This window comes from Microbacterium invictum, assembly GCF_014197265.1.
Classification (GTDB): Bacteria; Actinomycetota; Actinomycetes; order Actinomycetales; family Microbacteriaceae; genus Microbacterium; species Microbacterium invictum.
In genome coordinates this window covers 2577545-2599033 of sequence record NZ_JACIFH010000001.1, presented here as the reverse complement: position 1 = coordinate 2599033, position 21489 = coordinate 2577545, and the positions used below count along the sequence as shown (strand labels likewise).

The window sequence follows — 21489 nt, the reverse complement described above, 5'->3', positions numbered from 1 at the left end:
CCATCCGCAGCTCGCCCACAACTTACACGCGTGTGGTTTCCGCTCGCCGAGCGGCATCGCCCGACTTATCCACAGTTTCCACAGGGGTTAACACCATGACAAATATCTTCATCATGAAAAGCAACTTCGATCACCCTGGGGATGAACGAACCCGTCGGAACCCGACTTCCGAACTCGTGGCGTTCGGGCACTAGCATGGGAAGGCCCGCCACACCGACAAGGGAGCACCAGTGAAGTTCCACGTGAATCGCGACGTGTTCAGCGAGGCCGTGTCGTTCGTCGTGAAGCTTCTGCCACAGCGCAACCCGCAGCCGATTCTGGCGGGTGTGCTGATCGAAGCATCCGAAGAGGGACTCTCGCTCTCGGCATTCGACTACGAGGCATCGGCCCGCACGACCATCGAGGCGACCGTCGACGAACCCGGCACGATCCTGGTGCACGGCCGGCTGCTCTCCGAGATCGCGAGCCGCCTCCCCAACGCTCCGATCCAGATCGAGATCGGCGAAGACGGCGGCATCCTGCTCAGCTGCGGCTCGGCGCGTTTCACGCTCTCCTCGATGCCGGTGCAGGAGTACCCGGCGATCCCCGAGGTCTCCGGCGATTCCGGGCTCGTCCCGGCCGAAGACTTCGCAACCGCCATCGCACAGGTCGCCTTCGCCGCATCGCGCGACGATGTGACCCCGGTGCTGACCGGCGTGCAGCTCGAGGTCGCCGGCACGCAGCTGAGCCTCGTGGCCACCGACCGCTACCGCGTGGCCCTTCGCGAGATTCCGTTCGACGGCGGCACGGTCGCCAGCGACGACTCCACCACCGCGCTGGTTCCGGCCCGCACCCTGACCGAGGTCGGCAAGACGTTCGCGCACTCCGGTGACATCCAGGTGTCGTTCTCGGGTTCGGGTGACCGCGAGATCATCGCGTTCACCGCGGGCAACAAGACGGTGACGTCGCTGCTGATCAAGGGCAACTTCCCGCCCGTGCGTCGCCTGTTCCCCGAGCAGACCGACCACTACGCGGTCGTCAACACCGCGGATCTGGCCGAGGCCGTGCGCCGCGTCTCGCTGGTGCTCGACCGTTCGGCCCCGCTGCGGTTCACGTTCTCGGCCGACGGCGTCTCGATGGACGCGTCGGGCACCGAGCAGGCTCGCGCGAGCGAGTCGGTCGACGCCACGCTCACCGGCGACGAGGTCACCCTGGGCCTGAACCCGCAGTACCTGCTCGAGGCGCTCGGCGCGGTCAAGAGCGAGTTCGCGCGCGTGACGTTCACATCGAGCGACAACGCGAACAAGCTGAGCCCGGTCCTGATCACCCCGCAGACCTCGGGCACGCCCGAGAGCTTCAAGTACCTGCTGCAGCCCAACCTGCTCCTGCGCTGATCCGCGCCGCCGGCATCGCGCCGCCGGCATCGCGCCGCCGGCATCGCGCCGATCGGCGAGAGAACAACGGGTGGACGAGAGAACGGGTGACACCCGTACTCTCGGCGCCCAGTTGTACTCTCGCCGGAGAGACGGGAGAGACGGGTCGAGACGTGCGCGAGACGTCGGGGCCGCGGAATAGGGTGATCTGGTGATCGTGGAGCAATTGAGTCTGGTGGACTTCCGCAACTATGCGGCCGTCGAACTCTCACTCCACGCCGGTGCCAACGTCTTCGTCGGCCGCAACGGGCAGGGCAAGACCAATCTGGCCGAGGCGATCGCATATTTCGCGACGCTCGGCTCGCATCGTGTGTCGCAGGATGCGCCGATGGTCCGTCATGGGGCCGATGCCGCATTCGTGCGCGCCCGGCTCGCTCACGGCGATCGCCGCGTGCAGCTGGAGGCGCAGCTCAACCGCACCGGTTCGAACAAGGCCAGGGTGAACGGATCGCCGGTGCGGTCGGCCGAGCTGCCGCGATACGCCCAAGTGGTCCTGTTCGCGCCGGAAGACCTGCAGATCGTGCGTGGCGACCCCACATCGCGGCGGCGGTTCGCCGATCAGCTGCTCATCCAGCGGGCCCCCCGCATGGCCGGCGTGCTCGCCGATTACGAGCGTGTGCGGGGGCAGCGCACGGCGCTGCTGAAATCGGCGCGGGCGCGCGGTGTCCGCGGCGAGGGCCTGTCGACGCTCGAGGTCTGGGACGACAAGCTGGTGCAGCTGGGCACGGACATCATCCGCGCGCGCCTGGCACTGGCCGCAGACCTTGCCGCGCCGGTCGCCGACGCGTACGCGGCGATCGCGGGCGCGGATCACCAGCCCGAACTCGAGTGGTCGCTGACGATCGGCGGGGCCGATCCCGAAGACGAGATGGATGCCGATGGGCCGGCCACCCCGTTCGCTCCCACTTCCGCCGGCTCCGAGCCCGACCCGCTGCCCACCGCTGCCGAGGTCGCCGACCGGTTCCGCGCGGCACTCGCGGCCAAGCGCACCGCCGAGCTCGACCGCGGGGTGACGCTGGTCGGGCCGCATCGCGACGACCTCATCCTGCGGGTGCGCGGCCTGCCGGTGAAGGGGTACGCGTCGCACGGCGAGTCGTGGTCGGTGGCGCTCGCGCTGCGCCTCGCATCCGCTCGCCTGCTGCGCGAGCAGTCGCAGCTCGGCGATCCGGTGCTCATCCTCGACGACGTGTTCGCCGAGCTCGACGTCGATCGGCGCACCCGCCTTGCGGGCCTGGTCGGCGATTTCGAGCAGGTCATCGTGACCGCCGCCGTCGACGCGGACGTGCCCGAAGGGCTCCGCGCGCGCACTGTGCGCGTCGAGGCCGGCACCATCCGAGACGAGGATGCCGATGGCTGAGGCGCCGGTGCCCGACCCGATGCCCGGCGCCGCCGGCGACGTCCCCGAGACCATCGGCACCTACCTGCGCCTGCGCGGACTTGAGCCTTCGGCCGCCAAGAAACGCCGGCGCCGGAAGCGCTCGGACGACGACGAGAACCAGCCGTTCACCCGCGGGCGCGACCCGAAGGGCGTCGGTGACGTGCTCGCCGAACTCACCCGGCAGTCCGGGTGGGACTCGCAACTGGCCCGGGAGGATCTGGTCCTGCAGTGGGAGCAGGTGGCCGGTGAAGAGACCGCGCGACACGCGAATCCGGTCGCCCTGGGCGACGGCATCCTCACGGTGCAATGCGATTCGACGGCCTGGGCGAAGAACCTCCACCTCATGCGCGCGGTGATCGTGACCGAGATCGTCCGGCGCTTCCCCGAGGCCGGCGTCCACACCGTCCGTTTCGTGGGGCCGGACGTCCCCTCCTGGAAATGGGGCCCCAGAGCCGTTCCAGGGCGGGGTCCTCGCGATACCTACGGCTGAAGGACGTCCCACGGTATGCGGAAGGATTTTCGCGCGCCACAGGGCCATTCAGCGCGCCGAAGGCATCGGTTTCACGATAGAATGAGCTGATTCCCGAACACCGATGTGGAGCGCTCGAAAACCTATGACGTCTGAAACCCCCGACAGCGTTCCCGAGGAACTCCAGCCGCACACCACAGCCAACGTTCCCAGCGAATACGGGGCCGGCGACATCCAGGTGCTGGAAGGGCTCGAGGCGGTGCGCAAGCGCCCCGGCATGTACATCGGCTCGACCGGTGAGCGCGGCCTCCACCACCTGGTCTACGAGATCGTCGACAACTCCGTCGACGAGGCCCTGGCCGGGTACTGCGACACGATCAACGTCACGATCCTCGAAGACGGCGGACTGCGCGTGGTCGACAACGGCCGCGGCATCCCGGTCGATCCGCACGCGTCCGACCCGACGAAGTCGTCTGTCGAAGTCGTCCTCACTGTGCTGCACGCCGGCGGAAAGTTCGGCGGCGGCGGGTACGCCGTCTCGGGCGGGCTGCACGGCGTCGGCTCGTCGGTCGTGAACGCGCTCTCGACGAAGTTCGATGTCGAGGTCATGCGCCAGGGGCACCACTGGCGCATGACCTTCGCCAACGGCGGCAAGCCGCAGGGCTCACTCGCCAAGGGCGAGGAGACCGACGAGACCGGGACGATCATCACGTTCTGGCCCGACGACAGCATCTTCGAGACCGTGGTCTTCGATTACGACACCCTGCGCACCCGCTTCCAGCAGACCGCGTTCCTCAACAAGGGACTGCGGATCACGCTGAATGATCTGCGCCCGGCATCCACGTATGTCATCGACAATCCCGACGGGACGAGCGAGACGAGGCAGCCGCACGACGACTTCCTGTACGAGCGTGGTCTCGTGGACTACGTCGAGTACCTCAACAAGGTGCGCAAGGCCGAGGTCGTCAACGAGGACATCATCGAGCTCGAGTCCGAAGACACCGTCCGGCACATCTCGCTCGAACTCGCGATGCAGTGGACGACGAGCTACACCGAGAACGTGTTCACCTTCGCGAACACCATCAACACCCACGAGGGCGGTACGCACGAAGAGGGGTTCCGTGCGGCGCTGACCACGAAGGTCAACAGCTATGCGCGCGACAAGGGGCTGCTCAAGGAGAAGGACGACAACCTCACCGGCGAGGACATCCGCGAGGGGCTGACCGCGGTCATCTCGGTGAAGCTGTCCGAGCCGCAGTTCGAGGGCCAGACCAAGACCAAGCTGGGCAACACCGAAGCCAAGGCGTTCGTCCAGAAGATCGTCGGCGATCAGCTCACCGACTGGCTCGACCGCAACCCCGGCCAGGCCAAGCGGGTCATCACGAAGGCGATCGATGCGGCGACGGCGCGCCTGGCGGCACGCAAGGCCCGTGAGACCGCGCGGCGCAAGAGCGTCTTCGAATCGGCATCCATGCCCGAGAAACTCAAGGACTGCACGAGCAAGGACCCGTCGATCAGCGAGATCTTCCTCGTCGAGGGCGACTCGGCCGGCGGCTCGGCGGTGTCGGGTCGCGACCCCGAGCGGCAGGCGATCCTGTCCCTGCGCGGCAAAATCCTCAACGTCGAGAAGGCCCGGCTCGACCGCGCGCTGGGCAACGCCGAGATCCAGGCGATGATCCAGGCGTTCGGCACCGGCATCGGCGAGGACTTCGACGTCGCCAAGGCGCGGTACCACAAGATCGTGCTGATGGCGGATGCCGATGTCGATGGGCAGCACATCACGACACTCCTGCTGACGTTGCTGTTCCGCTACATGCGCGGGCTCATCGAAGCCGGCTACGTCTATCTCGCACAGCCGCCGCTGTACCGACTGAAGTGGACGAACGCCGACCACGAGTACGTGTACAGCGACCGTGAGCGCGATGTCCTGCTGGCCGACGGCGTCGCCGGCGGCAAGCGGATCCCCAAGGACAACGGCGTGCAGCGCTACAAGGGTCTCGGCGAGATGAACGCCAAGGAATTGTGGGAGACCACGATGGACCCGACCACGCGCACCCTCCGCCAGGTCACGATCGACGACGCCGCCGCGGCCGACGAGATCTTCACCGTGCTGATGGGCGAAGACGTCGAGGCCCGCCGCAGCTTCATCCAGCGCAACGCGAAGGACGTTCGCTTCCTGGACATCTGATGTGGTCGACCGGCGCACGCGCCGTGACCCCCGACCACCGAAGTGAGAGAACACAATGACAGACGATCACCGCCCCGAGCTTCCGGCCGGCTACGAACACGGCAACATCGACCAGGTCGACCTTCAGGTCGAGATGCAGCGCAGCTACCTCGACTACGCGATGAGCGTCATCGTCGGTCGCGCGCTGCCCGATGTGCGGGATGGCCTCAAGCCCGTGCACCGCCGTGTGATCTACGGCATGTACGACGGCGGGTACCGCCCCGACAAGTCGTACTCGAAATGCGCCCGCGTGGTCGGCGAGGTCATGGGCCAGTACCACCCGCACGGCGACACCGCGATCTACGACGCGCTCGTCCGCCTCGTGCAGCCGTGGTCGATGCGCTATCCGCTCGCCGACGGCCAGGGCAACTTCGGCTCGCCCGGCAACATGGGCGCCGCCGCGCCGCGATACACCGAGACCAAGATGGCCCCGCTCGCCCTCGAGATGGTCCGCGACATCGACGAGGACACCGTCGATTTCGAGGACAACTACGACGGCCGCACGCAGGAGCCCACGGTTCTGCCCGCCCGCTTCCCGAACCTGCTGGTCAACGGCTCGGTCGGCATCGCGGTCGGCATGGCCACCAACATCCCGCCGCACAACCTGCGCGAGGTCGCCGACGGCGCCCTGTGGGCGCTGGAGCACCCGGATGCCACGCGCGAAGAGCTGCTGGAAGCACTCATGGCGCGCATTCCGGGGCCCGACTTCCCCACCGGCGCGCAGATCCTCGGCACCAAGGGCGTGCGCGAGGCGCAGCGGACCGGCCGCGGGTCGATCACGATGCGTGCGGTCGTCGAAGTCGAAGAGATCCAGGGCCGCACGTGCCTCGTGGTCACCGAGCTGCCCTACCAGGTCAACCCCGACAACGTCGCGGCCAAGATCCGCGACCTCGCCCGCGACGGCAAGCTCAACGGCATCGCCGACATCCGCGACGAGACCAGTGACCGCACCGGCCAGCGCCTGGTCATCGTGCTCAAGCGCGACGCCGTCGCGAAGGTCGTGCTGAACAATCTGTACAAGCACACCCAGCTGCAGGAGAACTTCGGCGCGAACATGCTCGCGATCGTCGACGGCGTGCCGCGCACGCTGCCGCTCGACGGGTTCGTGAGCCTGTGGGTCGACCACCAGATCGAGGTCATCGTCCGGCGCACGCAGTACCGCCTGCGCGAGGCCGAGAAGCGCATGCACATCCTGCGCGGATACCTCAAGGCGCTCGACGCGCTCGACGAGGTCATCGCGCTGATCCGCCGGTCCCCCACGGCCGATGAAGCGCGCGAGGGTCTGAAGAAGCTCCTCAAGATCGACAACGATCAGGCCGACGCGATCCTCAGCATGCAGCTGCGTCGCCTCGCGGCGCTCGAGCGGCAGAAGATCATCGACGAGGCTGCGGCCCTCGAGCTCAAGATCGCCGACCTCAACGACATCCTGTCTTCGCCGGGCCGGCAGCGCACGATCATCAGCACCGAGCTGACCGAGATCGTCGACAAGTTCGGCGACGAGCGCCGCACCCACATCCTGCACGGGTTCGACGGCGACATGTCGATGGAAGACCTGATCCCCGAAGAGGAGATGGTCATCACCGTCACCCGCGCCGGGTACATCAAGCGGACGCGCAGCGACAACTACCGCTCGCAGCATCGCGGCGGCAAGGGCGTCAAGGGCGCGCAGCTGCGGGCGGATGACGTGGTCGAGCACTTCTTCGTCACCACGACGCACCACTGGCTGCTGTTCTTCACCACGAAGGGCCGCGTCTACCGCTCGAAGGGCTACGAGGTGCCCGAAGCCGGGCGCGACGCAAAGGGTCAGCACGTCGCGAACCTGCTCGCACTGCAGCCGGGCGAGGAGATCGCGCAGATCCTCGCGCTGCGCGACTACGCCGTGGCGCAGTACCTCGTGCTGGCCACGCGCGACGGCAAGATCAAGAAGACCGCGCTGACCGACTACGACACCAACCGCCAGGGCGGCATCATCGCGATCCGCCTGCGCGGGCAGGACGAGGAAGCCGGCGGAGACGAGCTGGTCAGCGCCATGCTCGTCGATGACACCGACGACCTCCTGCTGATCTCCAGGCTGGGCATGTCGCTGCGCTTCACCGCCACCGATGACTCCTTGCGACCGATGGGCCGGTCGACCGAGGGAGTCAAGGGCATGTCGTTCCGCGAGGGCGACAGCCTGCTGTCTGCCTCGGTCGTCACCGAGGACGGCTACGTGTTCGTGGTGACCGAGGGCGGCTATGCGAAGCGCACCGACGTGGACCAGTATCGGGTGCAGGGGCGAGGCGGACTGGGCATCAAGGTCGCCAAGCTGAACGAAGATCGCGGTGTGCTGGCGGGCGGTCTGATCGTCTCGGAGGACGACGAGGTCTTGGTGGTTCTTGCCAGCGGCAAGGTGGTACGCTCTGCCGTGGCCGAGGTGCCCGCCAAGGGCCGCGACACCATGGGAGTCGTGTTCGCCCGTCCCGATGACGACGATCGCATCCTTGCAATCGCCCGAAACGGTGAGAGCGCAGTGACCGAGGCCGCCGAAGTCGTGGCATCCGACGACGAGGCCCCCGCCGCAGAGCCCCCCGCGGCTCCCGAAGAGAGTTGACCTGACGCATGAGCACCGTAGCCGACAAGCTCGCCAAGAAATCATCGAGCAAGACCAGTTCCAAGCAGGTGCGCCTGCGGCTGGTCTACGTGGACTTCTGGTCGGCGGTGAAGTTGTCGTTCCTGGCGGCGGTGGCTCTCGCGATCGTCACGATCGTGTCGATCTTCCTGATCTTCATGGTGCTGCAGACCACCGACCTCATCGCCCGGGTGGATGAGATCTTCGACTCGTTCACCGGCGGCGAGTTCAAGATCGCGTCGTTCCTGAGCCTTCCGCAGGTCATGGCGTTCGGTGCGATCGTCGCGATCCTGAACCTCATCGTGGTCACGGTGCTCGGCGCGGTGGTCGCAGGGATCTACAACCTGATGGTCAAGGTGACCGGCGGCCTCCTCGTCGGCTTCACCTCGAACTGACCCGGCGGACGGCGATTTTCGGATCGTCGCAGGATCGGGTAAAGTCTTGGAGGTTGACGACGTGACGTCGGTCTCCATTCGGGGCTATAGCTCAGGCGGTTAGAGCGCTTCACTGATAATGAAGAGGTCCCAGGTTCAAGTCCTGGTAGCCCCACTGCAATTTCCCTTCGGGGCCTTAGCTCAGTTGGTAGAGCGCCTGCTTTGCAAGCAGGATGTCAGGAGTTCGAATCTCCTAGGCTCCACTCCCTCAGGCTCTGCCCCGCGTGCCGCGTCGGTATCGTTGCGGGATGGACCTTCGCGTCGCCGCCTACGCCGTCATCATCGACGAGCGCGACAACATCCTGCTCGCGCACTGGAACGAAGGGCGCCGCGGCGCCTGGACCCTGCCCGGCGGTGGGCTTGAGCCCGGGGAGGATCCCGAGGTCGCAGCCCGCCGCGAAGTCCGCGAAGAGACCGGGTTCCGCGTCAAGCTCGACGGGCTGCTCGGCGTGCATTCGCGCGTGATCCCGGCCGCGCGCCGCATTCCCGAACCTGCGCCCGATCCGCTGCACACGCTGCGGATCGTGTACCGCGCGCACATCACCGGCGGCAAGCTGCGCAACGAGGTCGGCGGCACGACCGATCGCGCCGAGTGGTTTCCGGTGAAGTCCGTCCGCACGATTCCGCACGTCAAGCTGGTCGACATCGCGCTGACGATGGCGGGTGCTGGTCGCGCATGACTATGACGGGACGGACGAGGAGATCCTCTGGCAGGCGGTGGCTGTGCAGTTCCCGAAGATCATCGCCGCGCTCGGGCTGGGGTGATGGATGCCGGTTGATCAGCCCTCGAGCGGTTGCGAGATGTCGGTGACCGTCGCACCGTAGGCGGCGATCAGGGCGTCGGCGTCGACGAACATGCTGTAGCCGTGCGCGCCGGCACCCATCGCGATACGGCGGCCGGCGATCGTCGTGTCGGCGTACACCGGCCAGTCGGTCGTGCTGCCCACGGGCACGATCGTTCCGCGCTCGTAGCCGGTGGCGGCCAAAGCCAGCTCGGGCTCGGGCAGCCGCAGCTTGTTCACACCCACCACCGCGCGCAGCTTCGGCCACGAGATCGCGCGGTCGCCCGGGATCAGCGCGAACAGGTAGGTGTCATCGGAGCGCTTGACCACGAGCGTCTTGATGATGTCGGCCGGTTCCAGGCCCAGCAGCGCCGCCGCCTCGGGCAGACTGCGCGCGTTCGGCCGCTCACGCAACTCGATATCGAGACCGCGCTGCGCGGCGGCGTCGCGGACGCGATCGAGCGGGTCTGTCACCGCTCAGGCGTCGGGGGCGCGCAGCGGGTCGTCGGCCACCCACAGCTCGTCGTCGGCACGAAGCGTCTGCCACGCCGCGTAGAGCACGCCGAGAGCTGCGCCGATCCCGAACACGAGAGCGATGACAGCACCTGCGCTGAGGCCCTTCTTGGCGGGCACTTCCTGCACGCCGAAGCGCCGTGCCGCCGCCTTGCCGTGCTTTTCGGCACGCTTCTGGACGTCGGCGAAGTCGACCGGCGCGACCCCGCGTCCGGCTGCGAGTCGTGCACGCGTGTCGTTCGCGGCATCCCACACCGACAGAGCCGATCCGACGACGGCACCCGCCGCGGGAACGAGTGTCTCGTTGTAGACCCTCTTCGAGGTCTTCACACTGTGGTCGACATACGGGGCCGCATAGCGCTCGTACTTCTGCTGCACGACGGGCTGGACGTACTCGCGGTTGTAGGTGCCCAGCTGACGTCCGGCCTCACGGGCGACGGACCCGGCCTGGGTCAGCAGAACCTGCTGGTCCTCCCACAGGTTGTTGGCCTGCTCCTGAAGCTTGCGAAGTTCCTTCTTGTGCTTGCGGCTGAGGCTCACGGGGCCCTCCCTAGGTCTGGGACGTTTTCCCCCATCTTGCCAGACACCGCCGACCGCGCCAGGGGGTTGCGGATGTGAGAATGGTAGGTATGACGCTCCACACCGCTGTCGCGACCCTGCACACCAACCACGGCGACATCGTCGTCAACCTCTTCGGAGACCACGCACCCCGCACGGTGCAGAACTTCGTCGGCCTCGCCGACGGCACCGGGTCCTGGACCCACCCCGGCACCGGCGAGCCCGGCGAGGGCCCGCTGTACACCGACGTGATCTTCCACCGCATCATCCCCGGCTTCATGATCCAGGGCGGCGACCCGCTCGGTCAGGGCGTCGGCGGCCCGGGCTACACGTTCAACGACGAGATCCATCCCGAGCTCGCCTTCTCGAGCCCCTACATCCTGGCCATGGCCAACGCCGGCCTGCGCCGGAACGCCATCACCGGCCAGCCCGAGGGCACCAACGGCTCGCAGTTCTTCATCACGACCGACCCGACCCCGTGGCTCAACGGCAAGCACACGATCTTCGGCGAGGTCGCTGACGACGCGTCTCGCGCGGTCGTCGACGCGATCGTCGCCGTGCCCACCGGCCCCGGCGACCGGCCGGTCGACGACGTGGTGATCTCGTCCATCGACGTCGTCGCGGTCTGACCCGGCGGTCCGCGATCTCACTGTGAGCACCGCTTTCGGCAGCAATCCCGAGAACTTCTGCTACCGGCATCCCGACCGGCAGAGCTTCGTGCTGTGTCAGCGGTGCCTGCGGACCATCTGCGCCGAATGCCAGACGCCGCTGCCCGTCGGCGTGATCTGCCCGGAATGCCTCGCGGCGCAGCAGGGGCAGCAGAAGCAGCAGCAGAAAGCGCACGCCGCGACGGTGAAGCGCATGCCGCGGCATCTGCGCCCCGCGCGGCGCAGCGACTCACGGCCGGTCGTCACCTACGCGCTCGTGATCATCACCAGTGCGCTGTACCTGATCGGGATGCTCCCGCAGGTCGGCACCCAGGTGCAGCTGTGGCTCATGTTCAACAGTGCGTTCGTCCTGCCGGGGCCGGCCTTCCAGCCGTGGCGACTGCTGACGGTCACCCTCGTGCACGCGAGCATCTGGCACGTGGCGCTGAACATGCTGGCGCTGTGGGCGCTCGGTCGCAGTCTCGAACCTCTGCTCGGCCGTTGGCGCTTCCTCGCGCTCTACCTGCTCAGCGCCATCGGCGGTTCGGTGCTGGTCGCCCTGCTCGCGCCGGGAACCTGGGTGGTCGGCGCGTCGGGCGCGGTGTGGGGACTGCTGGGCGCGATGTTCATCATCGGCCGGCACATCGGCGCGAACGTCACCGCGATCGCCGTGCTGCTGGGCCTGAACCTGGTGATCACATTCCTGCCTGGATCGAACATCTCGTGGCAGGCGCATATCGGCGGCGGGCTGGTCGGCCTGCTCGTCGGATTCATCTTCGCGCGCACCCGCGCGCTGCGTCAGCAGAAGCTGCAGGTGTGGCTGCTGGTGGCGACGGCAGTCGGACTGCTCGCCCTCCTGGCGATCCCGGCGCTGCTGTACACCTGAGTTATCCACAGGTTCATCCACAGCTGGGGATGAATCACACCGGTGTAATTCACATCCTGTGGAGGGGGTGTGGAGGGATGCCGGTCAGCGCCAGCGCGTGGTCATCAAAAAGCCGACGAAGGCGATGCCGAAGCCGATGACGAGGTTCCATGCGCCGATGCCGGGGATCGGGTAGCTGTCGGATCCGCCGCCGCTGAGGTAGAACACCAGCACCCAGACGAGCCCCAGGATCATGAGTCCCAGCATGATGGGCTTGAACCACACCGGGTTCGGGATGGGCTCACCGTCGGGGTTCTGGGTCACCGATTCGTCGCCCTTGTCTGAACGTGCCATGGGACCGAGTCTACCTGGCGGCTTCGGTTCAGACTGCTATGCGAGAATCCCGAGTATGGACGCACCCGACGCCCCGTCGAGCCGCCGCACGCGCGCCGCGAAGCCGCGCCGCCGGGTGTCGTTCGTGGGCGTCATCGGCGAGCTGCTGATCACCGTCGGAGTGGTGGCGTTGCTGTATGTGTCGTGGCAGATGTGGATCGGCGACATGATCATCGGCGCGCAGAAGCAGGCCGAGGCCACGGCGCTGTCGGAGCAGTGGGCGCAGGAGTGGGAGGCCGCACCGCCGGCCGAGCCCGATCCCGAGCCGACCGACACCGGTGAGCCCGTGGAGCCGGTGGTGCCGGTGCGTGACGCCCCCTCGCACGGCAAGGAGTTCGGCATCATGCACGTGCCGCGGTTCGGGGCGGACTGGAACTTCACGGTGGTGGCCGGCGTCACCCGTCCCGACATCCTCGACCAGGGCCACATCGGTCACTATCCCGATACGGCGATGCCGGGCGAGGTCGGCAACACCGTCTATGCCGCCCACCGGTGGACCTCCGGTCAGCCGTTCGACCCCATCGACAAGCTCGTGGTGGGCGATGCGATCGTGATCGAGACCCAGGAGGGCTGGTACACCTACCGGTTCCGCACCCTCGAGTACGTGCAGGCGACGCAGGTCGACGTGCTGCTGCCGGTACCGCAGCGCGCCGACCTGTCTGCCGACGGCCGCTACCTGACGCTGACCAGCTGCGCACCGAAGCTGAACATGCTCGAGCGGATCATCGCGTATGCCCTGTTCGAGGACTTCACGCCGCGCGGCGACGGTCCTCCGGCGTCCTTGACCGGAGAGGCGGTGGCCTGATGTACGCAGCGCTGTGGCGAGTGCTCCCCGGACCTGCCTGGGTGCGGGTGCTGATCCTCGTGCTCGCGGCCGCGGCGATCCTGTACGGCCTGTTCTTCTACGCCTTCCCGTGGGTCTCGCATTTCATCACCCCGACCGAGTCGACCATCGGCGGATGACCACGCGCATCCTGGTCGTCGATAACCACGACAGCTTCGTCCACACCCTCGTCGGCTACCTGCGTGAGCTGGGTGCCACGTGCGACGTCGTCGAAGCGGATGCCATCACCGCGGCATCCACTGCTCTGACGGGGTATGCGGGGGTTGTCATCTCACCCGGGCCGGGCACCCCGGCGAACGCCGGCGCATCGATCGCGGTGGTGCGCGCGTGCGCGCAGGGCGAGATGCCGCTGCTCGGCGTGTGCCTCGGGCACCAGGCGATCGGCGAGGCCTTCGGCGCGACGGTCGGCGAGGCGCCCGAACTCATGCACGGGATGACCTCCGCCGTGCATCACGACACCGCGCCGCTGTTTGCGGGTCTGCCCGATCCCTTCACGGCCACCCGCTACCACTCGCTGGCGATCGTGCCCGAGACACTGCCGGCCGAACTCGTCGTGACGGCGCGCACCGGCTCAGGGGTGATCATGGGCGTCGCGCACCGCACGCTGCCGATCGTGGGTGTGCAGTTCCACCCCGAGAGCGTGCTCACCGAGGGCGGCTACCGGCTGCTGGGCAACTGGCTCGATGGCCTCGGGATGGACGGTGCGGCGATTCGCGGCGCCGGGCTCAGCCCGCACCGCGAGATCGTCTGATCACTCCCCGGTGCAGACGGTGAGCTGCACGGTCGAGTGGATGGGGACGTCCCCGACAGGGGTCTGCGAAGCGACCGACGGTCCGTCAGGATTGGCTGCACATCCGGGGTCCTCGATGACCTCTGCCGTGAGATTCAGGCCGTCGATCTTCGATTCGGCGGCGTCCAGCGGGTATCGGTTCATGTCCTCGACCGTCACCTTGCCGCTGGCGACCTCGAGGCTCACGACGGTGCCGACCGGCACCTCGTCGCCCTCGTCGTAGGGCGCCGAGATGACCGTGCCCTCGGCCAGGTCGGGATCGTTGCGGCTCGTCACCGCGCCCAGCGTCAGCCCGGCACCCTCCAGGGCCGCCTGGGCCTCGGTGCGCGAGAGGTTGATCAGCAGGGGGACGGTCGCCATCTCCTGACCGGTGGACACATAGACGGTGATCGTCTGGCCGCGCTCGACCGAGGTGGCCCCGGCCGGATCGGTGCGGATGACGTTGCCCTCGGCGATCTGCTCACTGCTCTCTTCGACCGGTTTGGCCTCCAGATCCTGCGCGAGGAGCAGCTCTTCGGCACGGTCCCACGACATGTCCACCACGTCGGGGACGATGCGCGCGTTCGCCGGGATCTGCGAGCCCGGCTGGATCGTCATCACCCAGATCAGCAGCGAGATCAGCAGGACGGCGAGCACTGCGACGCCCGTCCAGATCCAGGCGACCGGGGGGCCGGTCTGCGTGCGGGTCATCGTGTTGTCGGTGCTCAGCTGCCGCAGCGACCGCGCCGTCTCGGCGGCCTGGCGAGGGTTGGCGCCGTACAGCTCGCTCGTGAGGGTCTTCACCTGCCGGCGGGTGGGCGTCTTGCCGTCGCCGGCGGCATCGAGCGCCGCGCGGAACGACGCGGCGTCCTGGTAGCGCTGGAACGGGTCCTTGGCGATGGCGCGCAGAACCACGGCATCCAGATTCCGCGGCACGGTTTCGACGACCTCGGACGGGGTGACGGGGGTCTCGCTCACATGCTGGTATGCGACGGCGACCGGAGTGTCGCCGCGGAAGGGTGGGCGTCCGGTGAGCATCTCGTAGAGCACGATGCCCGCGGAGTACAGGTCGGCGCGGCCGTCGACGGGTTCGCCCTTGGCCTGCTCGGGCGAGAAGTACGCGGCGGTCCCGATGATCGCGGTCGTCTCGGCGACGGTCGAGGACGAGTCGGATACGGCGCGGGCGATGCCGAAGTCCATCACCTTGACCTGGCCCTGCCCGGTGACCATCACATTGCCGGGCTTGATGTCGCGGTGGACGACGCCGGCGCGGTGCGAGTACTCGAGCGCCTCGAGGATGCCGTCGGTGTAGCGCAGGGCATCGGCGACCGGCACGGGGCCCGACGCGATGATCTCCTTGAGCAGCCGTCCGCGGACGAGCTCCATGACGATGTAGGGGACCGGATGCCGGGAACCGTCCGCATAGACGTCGACATCCTCGCCGGCGTCATAGACCCGGACGACGGCGGGGTGCGACATGCGCGAAGCAGCCTGCGCCTCGAGGCGGAACCGGGTGCGGAAGGTCTTGTCGGCGGCGAGGTCCTTCTCGAGCACCTTGATGGCCACTTCGCGGCCGAGCGTCAGGTCCTGCCCGCGGTACACACTGGCCATGCCACCGCGGCCGATGAGCTCATCGAGGCGGTAGCGCCCCGAAAGGACGCGTGGCTCTGCTGACACTTCACTCCCCTGGCCTGGACAGCCAACAGCCTATCCGACCGAATCTGAGCCCCACCTGGCTCCGGCGAAGGCTCAGCCCTCGCCGCTCTCGTCGTCTGCCGGCGGCTCGGCCTCGGGCGTGGACGCGGCGGTGATCGTCGCCGCAGCCTCGGACGATTCCTCGGAGTCGCGACCGGAGGCGCCGTCGATGGTGCACGTCACCGTGTACTTCACCGTCAGCAGCCGCGTGGCCTCGCCGTTCACCGTCACCTGCGCGGGCCGCTCGTCCGCACTGAACGACGCGGTCGTCTGACCGTTCTTGTCGAACGTGCCGTTGATCACCGTCAGGTTGTAGCTCGTGGGCGAGCCGGTGCCGGACGGGCACTGGAAGCCCGGCCAGGTCACCTGCACGGTCGTGCCCTCCTCGACCGTGTCGACCTTGGAGCCGTTCACCTGGATCTGCGCGGCTTCGGGTGTGCCGATCGCGGTGACCTCGTCGTAGGCGGTGAGGGTGACGCGGTCATCGAGTTCGATGTTGCCGGCGACCGGGTTCATCTCGTAGATCTGGCCGACCTGATCCTGGCTGGGCGCGGCCGAGCCGGTGCCGCAGACGACGCCGGTGAGGTCGTTCTCCTGTGCGATGGCCATCGCCTCGTCGCACGTGCTGCCGAGGAACCCGAGCGTGGTGATGTCGATGCTCGGGTCGTCGGTGGGCGTGTCACTGGGAGTGGGTGGCGTGGTGGTCGTGCTGGTCTCGGTGTCGGTGGGAGCGGGCTCGTCGCCGCCGGGGTTGCCGAACAGGGCCCACAGAGTGCCGCCCAGCACGAGGACCAACAGGACGATGAGCACGATCAGCGGCCACGTCCAGGGGCTCCGCTTCTTCTTCTCGGCATCGGCATCGGGGTCGACCGGTGAGGGCGCGGTGGCCGGCATGATGCGGGTCGCCGCCTCGTCGCCGCCGGCGGTGAGCAGCTGGGTGACCTCGTCGACCGCGACGGCGCCGCCGGCGATCGCCGGCACGATGGCCGCAGCGCCCGCGACATCGCCGCGGCGCAGCGCGGTCGCCGCGCGGGCGACGGCCGATGCCGACACCGGACGCTCGTCGGGCTTCTTCGCGATCATGCTCATCACGAAGTTCTGCACGGGCTCGGCGACGGTGGGCGGCAGCGGCGGCGCGGTGTCGTTGATCTGCGCCATCGCGATGGCCACCTGCGACTCGCCCGTGAACGGGCGCTTGCCGGCGAGGGACTCGTACGCCACGATGCCCAGCGAGTAGATGTCGGTGGCCGGCGACGCCGGGTGACCCGATGCCTGCTCGGGCGAGAGGTACTGCACGGTGCCCATCACCTGACCGGTCGCCGTCAGCGGCACCTGGTCGGCGATGCGGGCGATGCCGAAGTCGGTGATCTTGACGCGCCCGTCGGGGGTGATCAGCAGGTTGCCGGGCTTGATGTCGCGGTGCACGAGGCCTGCCGCGTGGGCGGCCTGCAGCGCCTGCGCGGTCTGCGCGACGATGTCGAGGGTCTTGTCGGTCGACAGCGACCCTTCGCGCTCGAGGACGGTCGAGAGCGCCTCGCCGGGGACGAGTTCCATGACCAGGAAGGCCGAGCCGTTCTCCTCGCCGTAGTCGAACACGCTCGCGATGCCCTCGTGGTTGACGAGTGCGGCGTGGCGGGCCTCGGCGCGGAAGCGCTCCAGGAACCCCGGGTCGCCCATGTACTCGTCTTTGAGGATCTTGATGGCCACGGTGCGCCCGATGACATGGTCGGTGGCCTCCCAGACCTCGCCCATGCCGCCGATCGCGATCCGCGAGTCCAGCTCGTAGCGCCCGCCGAAACTCACACCCTGTGTCGGTCTCATCTGCTCAGCACCGCCTCAATGACTTTCTTCGCGATCGGAGCCGCGATTCCGTTGCTCGTGCCCGATTGGCCGAGCCCTCCACCGTTCTCGATCACGACCGCCACAGCGACCTCCGGGTCTTCTGCGGGGGCGAACCCGGTGAACCACAGGGTGTACGGATCATCGGGACCGTGTTCGGCGGTGCCGGTCTTCCCGGCCACGTCGACCCCGTCTATTCTTGCACCGCTTGCGACACCCGCACTGACATTGGTGACCATCATGGACACCATCTGCTCGGCGAGCTCCGCCGACAGCGCCCTGCCGAACTCGGTGCTCTCGAACTCCTGCTGAACGGTCAGGTCGGGTGCGACCACGGCATCCACCATTCGCGGATTCATCACCACTCCCTCGTTCGCGATGCCCGCCGCCACCATCGCCATCTGCAGCGGCGTGGCGATGACGTCGCCCTGGCCGATGCCGCTGAGCGCTGTCTCGGGATCGTTGAGGCCTTCGGGGTAGACCGACGGCGTCGAGTCGAGGGGCATCTCGAACGACATGTTGAACCCGTACTTCGCGGCCTCTTCGCGGATCACGTCGTCACCGAGCTCGACGGCCAGCTGGGCGAACGGGATGTTGCAGCTGAACTGCAGCGCGGTCGCGATGCTCGCCTCTTCACCCGGCCCGCAGGTGCCGCCGTCCCAGTTGCGCAGCACGTTGTCGGTGCCCGGCAGCGTGTAGGCGGCGGGGTTCGGGAAGGTCGACTCGGGGGTGTACTCGCCGGTGGCGAGGGCCGCCGAGGCGACGACGAGTTTGAAAGTGGATGCCGGGGGGTTCAGCTTTCCCGCGATCGCACGGTTGTCCAGGGGATTCAGCGGGTCGGCCGACAACTCATCGAACGCGCTGTTGACGGCACCGGCGTCGTGCGAGGCGAGCAGGTTCGTGTCGAAGCTGGGGCTCGTGGCCATCGCGAGGATCCGCCCGGTGTCGGGCTCGATCGCGAGCACGGCGCCCTCGTAGCCGCTGAGCGCCTCGAACGCGACCTGCTGGATGTCGGGCTGCAGGCTGAGCATGACGTTCGACCCGCGCGGGGGCTGACCGGTGATGATCCGCTCGATCCGGCTGAGGAACTGCGAGTCGTCGGTGCCCGACAGCACCGAGTTCATCGCCTGCTCGAGTCCCGTCGCGGACTGCAGCACGGGGTTGATGTAGCCGGTCACCGGTGCCCACATCTCGGCGTCGCGGTAGGTGCGGATCCAGCTGTACACGTCGTCGCTGGGCACCGAGTTCGCGATCACCGTGCCGCCGGCGATGATCGTGCCGCGCTGCACCTCGTACGAGTCGTAGAGGGCACGGCGGTTCTCGGGGTGAGCGCTGAGCTCGTTCGCGCCGACGACCTGGATGTAGCTGGTCGATGCGAACAGCGCGAGGAACATGAACAGCATCACGATGCTGAGGCGGCGGATCTCCTTGGTCATCCGATCACCACCCGGGGGCGTGAGCGCACGGCATCCGAGATCCTCAGCAGAAGCGCGACGATCAGCCAGTTGGCCACCAGCGACGATCCGCCGGCGGCGAGGAACGGGGTCGTCAGCCCGGTCAGCGGGATGAGCCGGGTGACGCCGCCGACCATGATGAACACCTGCAGGGCGATTGTGAACGACAGGCCGATGGCGAGCAGCTTGCCGAAGTCGTCCTGTCCCGTGACTCCGATGCGGATGCCGCGACTGACGAACACCATGTACAGCAGCAGAATCGCGAACAAGCCGATGAGGCCCAGCTCTTCGCCGAGGCTGGGGAAGATGTAGTCGCTCCACGACAGCGGCGTGAGCTGCGGGCGGCCCTGGCCCCAGCCGGTGCCGATGAGCCCGCCCTGCGCGAGCCCGAACAGGCCGTTGACGAGCTGATGGCTCGAGTCGTTCATGAGCTCGGGATTGAACGCGTCGAGCCAGTTCGTGAACCGCGCGCCGACGTAGGGCAGCACCCGCGAGGCGGCGAAGGCGCCGGCCAGGGCCAGCAGCACGCCGATGAGCACCCAGCTGGTCTTGCCGGTCGCCGCGTACAGCATCGCCACGAACATGCCGAACAGCAGGAGCCCGGTGCCGAGGTCGCGCTGCAGCACGATGATGGCCATCGACGCGAGCCAGACGACCAGCAGCGGGCCGAGCTCACGCGGCCGCGGCCAGGTCATGCCGAGAAAGCGGTGGCCCACCGAGGTCAGCGCCTCGCGGGTGCGCACGAGGTACCCGGCGAAGAAGATGCCGAGGGCGATCTTGGCCAGCTCGCCCGGCTGGAACGAGAAGACCCCGCCGATCGACACCCAGACGTCGGCGCCGGCCTCGACACCCAGGCCCGGGATGAACGGCAGGAGAAGCAGCACGATGCCGGTCAGGCCGAACAGGTAGGTGTACCGGAACAGGACGCGGTAGTTGCGCAGGAACACGACCACCGCCACCGCACCGGCGATCGCGATCGCGGCCCACACGAGCTGGCGGGTCGACAGGGCGTCCCATCCCTCATCACCCAGCGCGATGTCGATGCGGTAGATCATCACCAGCCCGAGCCCCGACAGCACCGTCGCGATCGGCACGACGAACGGGTCGGCCTGCGGCGCCTTCAAGCGCAGCACCACGTGCAGGATCAGCGTGAGCAGCCCGAGCCCGCCGCAGTAGTACAGGAACGTGAAGTCCAGTGCGCCGCGCGCGCCGAGCTGGACCAGCGCCGCCGAGACGGCCGTGATGACGAATGCGAACAGCAGCAGCCCGAGTTCACGGTTGCGCTGCGTCTGCGGCATCCGGATCTTGCGGAGGGCGCGGACGACGGTGGTGTCGGTATCGGGAGGGGCAGCGGTCATGGCACCGTCTCCGTCCGTGGCCGCAGGTTGTCGACGATCGCCTGCGCGTCGGCGAGCGAGCGGGCCGAGATGGTCTGCTCGACCATCGTGCGCTGGTAGCCGGGCAGATCGGCGAGCAGGATGCCGGTGTCTTCGTACGGGTCGGACAGGCTGATCGGGCCGATGTCCTGCTGGATGCCGCGGAAGATCACGACCGTGTCGTCGTCGGCTCCGCCGAAGTACCGCGTCTGGGTCCACGAGTAGGCGAGGAAGGTCGCCGCCACCAGCGCCGCGATGATCGTGAGGAATCCGATGCCCCACCACACGCGGCGGCGGCGTGCGCGGCGGCGGTCCTCCTCGATGAGCTCTTCAAGGAACTCGCTCGACGGCTCGAAGTGCGTCGGCTCATTGGCGGCCTGCCGGGCGGGGTGGAACCAGCCGCCCACGCGACCGGTGCGCGCCGCGGGCACGTCGATGCCGGTCGGGGCCGCCGCGGCGCCGACGATGGTCGGGGTGCCGCTGAACAGAGGGTGGTTGCCGCCGACGTCCACGAGCACGACGGTCACGTTGTCGGGGGCGCCGCCGTCGAGCGCCTGCTTGAGCAGCAGGTCGGCGGTGCGGCCGGGGGCCAGGCCCTGGCCGAGCACCTTCGAGGTGTGCGTGTCGTCGACGACGCCGCTGAGCCCGTCCGAGCAGAGCAGCCACCGGTCGCCGGGTTGGGTCGGCATGATGAACGTGTCGACCTCGGGGTCGGGGTCCATGTCGCCGAGCACCCGCATGAGCACCGAGCGGCGCGGGTGGTAGCGCGCCTCTTCGGGGGTGATGCGGCCCGAGTCGACGAGCCGCTGCACGAACGTGTGGTCGGCGGTGATCTGGGTGAGTGCGCCGTCGCGGTACAGGTACAGGCGCGAGTCGCCGATGTGGGCGATGACGGCATAGTCCTCGACCATCATCAGGGCGCTGACGGTCGTGCCCATTCCGGCCAGCTCGGGGCGGCGGGCCACCGTGTCGATGAGTTCGGCCGCGGTGTCGGCTATCGCCTCGCGCAGTGCCCGCTCGGCGTCGGCGTTCGAGGTGAAGGGATGGTCGAGATCCTTCAGCCGATGCACGGCCAGGCTCGAGGCGACATCGCCGCCGGCGTGACCGCCCATGCCGTCGGCGACGACGAACAGGTTCGAGCCGCAGAAGCCCGAATCCTGGTTGTTGGAGCGGACCTTCCCGGTGTGCGAGATGGCGGCGCTCGAGCCCTCGAAGACCATACGCGG

At 68.1% G+C, this 21489-nt stretch carries 20 protein-coding genes and 2 tRNA genes; 14 read left to right on the top strand and 8 right to left on the bottom strand.

Annotated elements, in window-relative coordinates:
• Positions 1-230: 230 nt before the first annotated feature.
• From dnaN to BKA10_RS12050, 9 genes are all read left to right on the top strand, one after another.
• On the top strand, positions 231-1373 hold the full coding sequence (gene dnaN, locus BKA10_RS12090; protein WP_183500117.1) for a DNA polymerase III subunit beta: 1143 nt from the start codon (positions 231-233) through the stop codon (positions 1371-1373).
• A 190-nt stretch (positions 1374-1563) separates the two neighbouring features.
• On the top strand, positions 1564-2769 hold the full coding sequence (recF, locus tag BKA10_RS12085) for a DNA replication/repair protein RecF (protein ID WP_183500116.1): 1206 nt from the start codon (positions 1564-1566) through the stop codon (positions 2767-2769).
• The gene (locus tag BKA10_RS12080) at positions 2762-3280 is read left to right on the top strand and encodes a DciA family protein (RefSeq protein WP_241740162.1); all 519 of its coding nucleotides are present in this window, start codon (positions 2762-2764) and stop codon (positions 3278-3280) included. Before recF ends, BKA10_RS12080 begins: the two co-directional genes overlap by 8 nt.
• Positions 3281-3404: 124 nt before the next feature.
• Entirely contained in the window at positions 3405-5447 is a 2043-nt protein-coding gene (gene gyrB, locus BKA10_RS12075) for a DNA topoisomerase (ATP-hydrolyzing) subunit B (RefSeq protein ID WP_183500115.1), read from the top strand.
• Between the two features lie 55 nt (positions 5448-5502).
• Positions 5503-8076 carry a DNA gyrase subunit A gene (gene gyrA / locus BKA10_RS12070; protein ID WP_241740163.1) on the top strand — a complete coding sequence of 858 codons (2574 nt, stop codon included), beginning with the start codon at positions 5503-5505 and terminating at the stop codon, positions 8074-8076.
• An 8-nt stretch (positions 8077-8084) separates the two neighbouring features.
• Complete coding sequence (locus tag BKA10_RS12065) at positions 8085-8489, top strand: DUF3566 domain-containing protein (protein WP_183500114.1); 405 nt, start codon at positions 8085-8087, stop codon at positions 8487-8489.
• Between the two features lie 80 nt (positions 8490-8569).
• Positions 8570-8643, top strand: a tRNA-Ile gene (locus BKA10_RS12060).
• Positions 8644-8658: 15 nt separating this feature from the next.
• Positions 8659-8731: transfer RNA gene (locus tag BKA10_RS12055), tRNA-Ala, on the top strand.
• A gap of 45 nt (positions 8732-8776) precedes the next feature.
• Positions 8777-9208, top strand: coding sequence for an NUDIX hydrolase (locus tag BKA10_RS12050; RefSeq protein WP_183500113.1), 432 nt, complete (start codon positions 8777-8779; stop codon positions 9206-9208).
• Between the two features lie 99 nt (positions 9209-9307).
• On the opposite strand, the gene BKA10_RS12045 is transcribed toward BKA10_RS12050, so the two are convergent.
• Positions 9308-9784 carry an aminoacyl-tRNA deacylase gene (locus BKA10_RS12045; RefSeq protein ID WP_183500112.1) on the bottom strand — a complete coding sequence of 159 codons (477 nt, stop codon included), beginning with the start codon at positions 9782-9784 and terminating at the stop codon, positions 9308-9310.
• A gap of 3 nt (positions 9785-9787) precedes the next feature.
• Positions 9788-10363 carry a DNA helicase gene (locus BKA10_RS12040; RefSeq protein ID WP_183500111.1) on the bottom strand — a complete coding sequence of 192 codons (576 nt, stop codon included), beginning with the start codon at positions 10361-10363 and terminating at the stop codon, positions 9788-9790.
• 89 nt (positions 10364-10452) lie between these two features.
• Between BKA10_RS12040 and BKA10_RS12035 the strand changes: the two genes are divergently transcribed.
• Both BKA10_RS12035 and BKA10_RS16955 read left to right on the top strand, forming a co-directional pair.
• The gene (locus BKA10_RS12035) at positions 10453-11010 is read left to right on the top strand and encodes a peptidylprolyl isomerase (RefSeq protein ID WP_183500110.1); all 558 of its coding nucleotides are present in this window, start codon (positions 10453-10455) and stop codon (positions 11008-11010) included.
• A gap of 22 nt (positions 11011-11032) precedes the next feature.
• Positions 11033-11914 carry a rhomboid family intramembrane serine protease gene (locus BKA10_RS16955; protein ID WP_183500109.1) on the top strand — a complete coding sequence of 294 codons (882 nt, stop codon included), beginning with the start codon at positions 11033-11035 and terminating at the stop codon, positions 11912-11914.
• 84 nt (positions 11915-11998) lie between these two features.
• On the opposite strand, the gene BKA10_RS12025 is transcribed toward BKA10_RS16955, so the two are convergent.
• Positions 11999-12247 (bottom strand): cell division protein CrgA, encoded by a 249-nt coding sequence (locus BKA10_RS12025; protein ID WP_183500108.1) that lies wholly within the window; start codon positions 12245-12247, stop codon positions 11999-12001.
• A gap of 55 nt (positions 12248-12302) precedes the next feature.
• Between BKA10_RS12025 and BKA10_RS12020 the strand changes: the two genes are divergently transcribed.
• The 3 genes from BKA10_RS12020 to BKA10_RS12010 are packed head-to-tail and all read left to right on the top strand — an operon-like array spanning position 12303 to position 13881.
• Positions 12303-13091, top strand: coding sequence for a class E sortase (locus BKA10_RS12020; protein ID WP_183500107.1), 789 nt, complete (start codon positions 12303-12305; stop codon positions 13089-13091).
• On the top strand, positions 13091-13249 hold the full coding sequence (locus tag BKA10_RS12015; RefSeq protein ID WP_183500106.1) for a hypothetical protein: 159 nt from the start codon (positions 13091-13093) through the stop codon (positions 13247-13249). The genes BKA10_RS12020 and BKA10_RS12015 overlap by 1 nt, the downstream gene beginning before the upstream one ends.
• A complete protein-coding gene (locus BKA10_RS12010; protein WP_183500105.1) occupies positions 13246-13881 on the top strand; it encodes an anthranilate synthase component II in 636 nt (211 codons plus the stop codon). Before BKA10_RS12015 ends, BKA10_RS12010 begins: the two co-directional genes overlap by 4 nt.
• Here the strand turns inward: BKA10_RS12010 and pknB are convergent, their stop codons facing one another.
• The 5 genes from pknB to BKA10_RS11985 form a co-directional block, all read right to left on the bottom strand.
• Positions 13882-15576 carry a Stk1 family PASTA domain-containing Ser/Thr kinase gene (gene pknB / locus BKA10_RS12005; RefSeq protein WP_183500104.1) on the bottom strand — a complete coding sequence of 565 codons (1695 nt, stop codon included), beginning with the start codon at positions 15574-15576 and terminating at the stop codon, positions 13882-13884.
• Positions 15577-15648: 72 nt separating this feature from the next.
• Entirely contained in the window at positions 15649-17415 is a 1767-nt protein-coding gene (locus BKA10_RS12000) for a serine/threonine-protein kinase (RefSeq protein ID WP_183500103.1), read from the bottom strand.
• Positions 17412-18869: a peptidoglycan D,D-transpeptidase FtsI family protein gene (locus BKA10_RS11995; protein WP_183500102.1), complete on the bottom strand. Its 1458-nt coding sequence runs from the start codon at positions 18867-18869 to the stop codon at positions 17412-17414. Before BKA10_RS11995 ends, BKA10_RS12000 begins: the two co-directional genes overlap by 4 nt.
• Positions 18866-20245, bottom strand: coding sequence for an FtsW/RodA/SpoVE family cell cycle protein (locus tag BKA10_RS11990; RefSeq protein ID WP_183500101.1), 1380 nt, complete (start codon positions 20243-20245; stop codon positions 18866-18868). The genes BKA10_RS11995 and BKA10_RS11990 overlap by 4 nt, the downstream gene beginning before the upstream one ends.
• On the bottom strand, positions 20242-21483 hold the full coding sequence (locus BKA10_RS11985; protein WP_183500100.1) for a PP2C family protein-serine/threonine phosphatase: 1242 nt from the start codon (positions 21481-21483) through the stop codon (positions 20242-20244). The genes BKA10_RS11990 and BKA10_RS11985 overlap by 4 nt, the downstream gene beginning before the upstream one ends.
• Between the last annotated feature and the right edge of the window lie 6 nt (positions 21484-21489).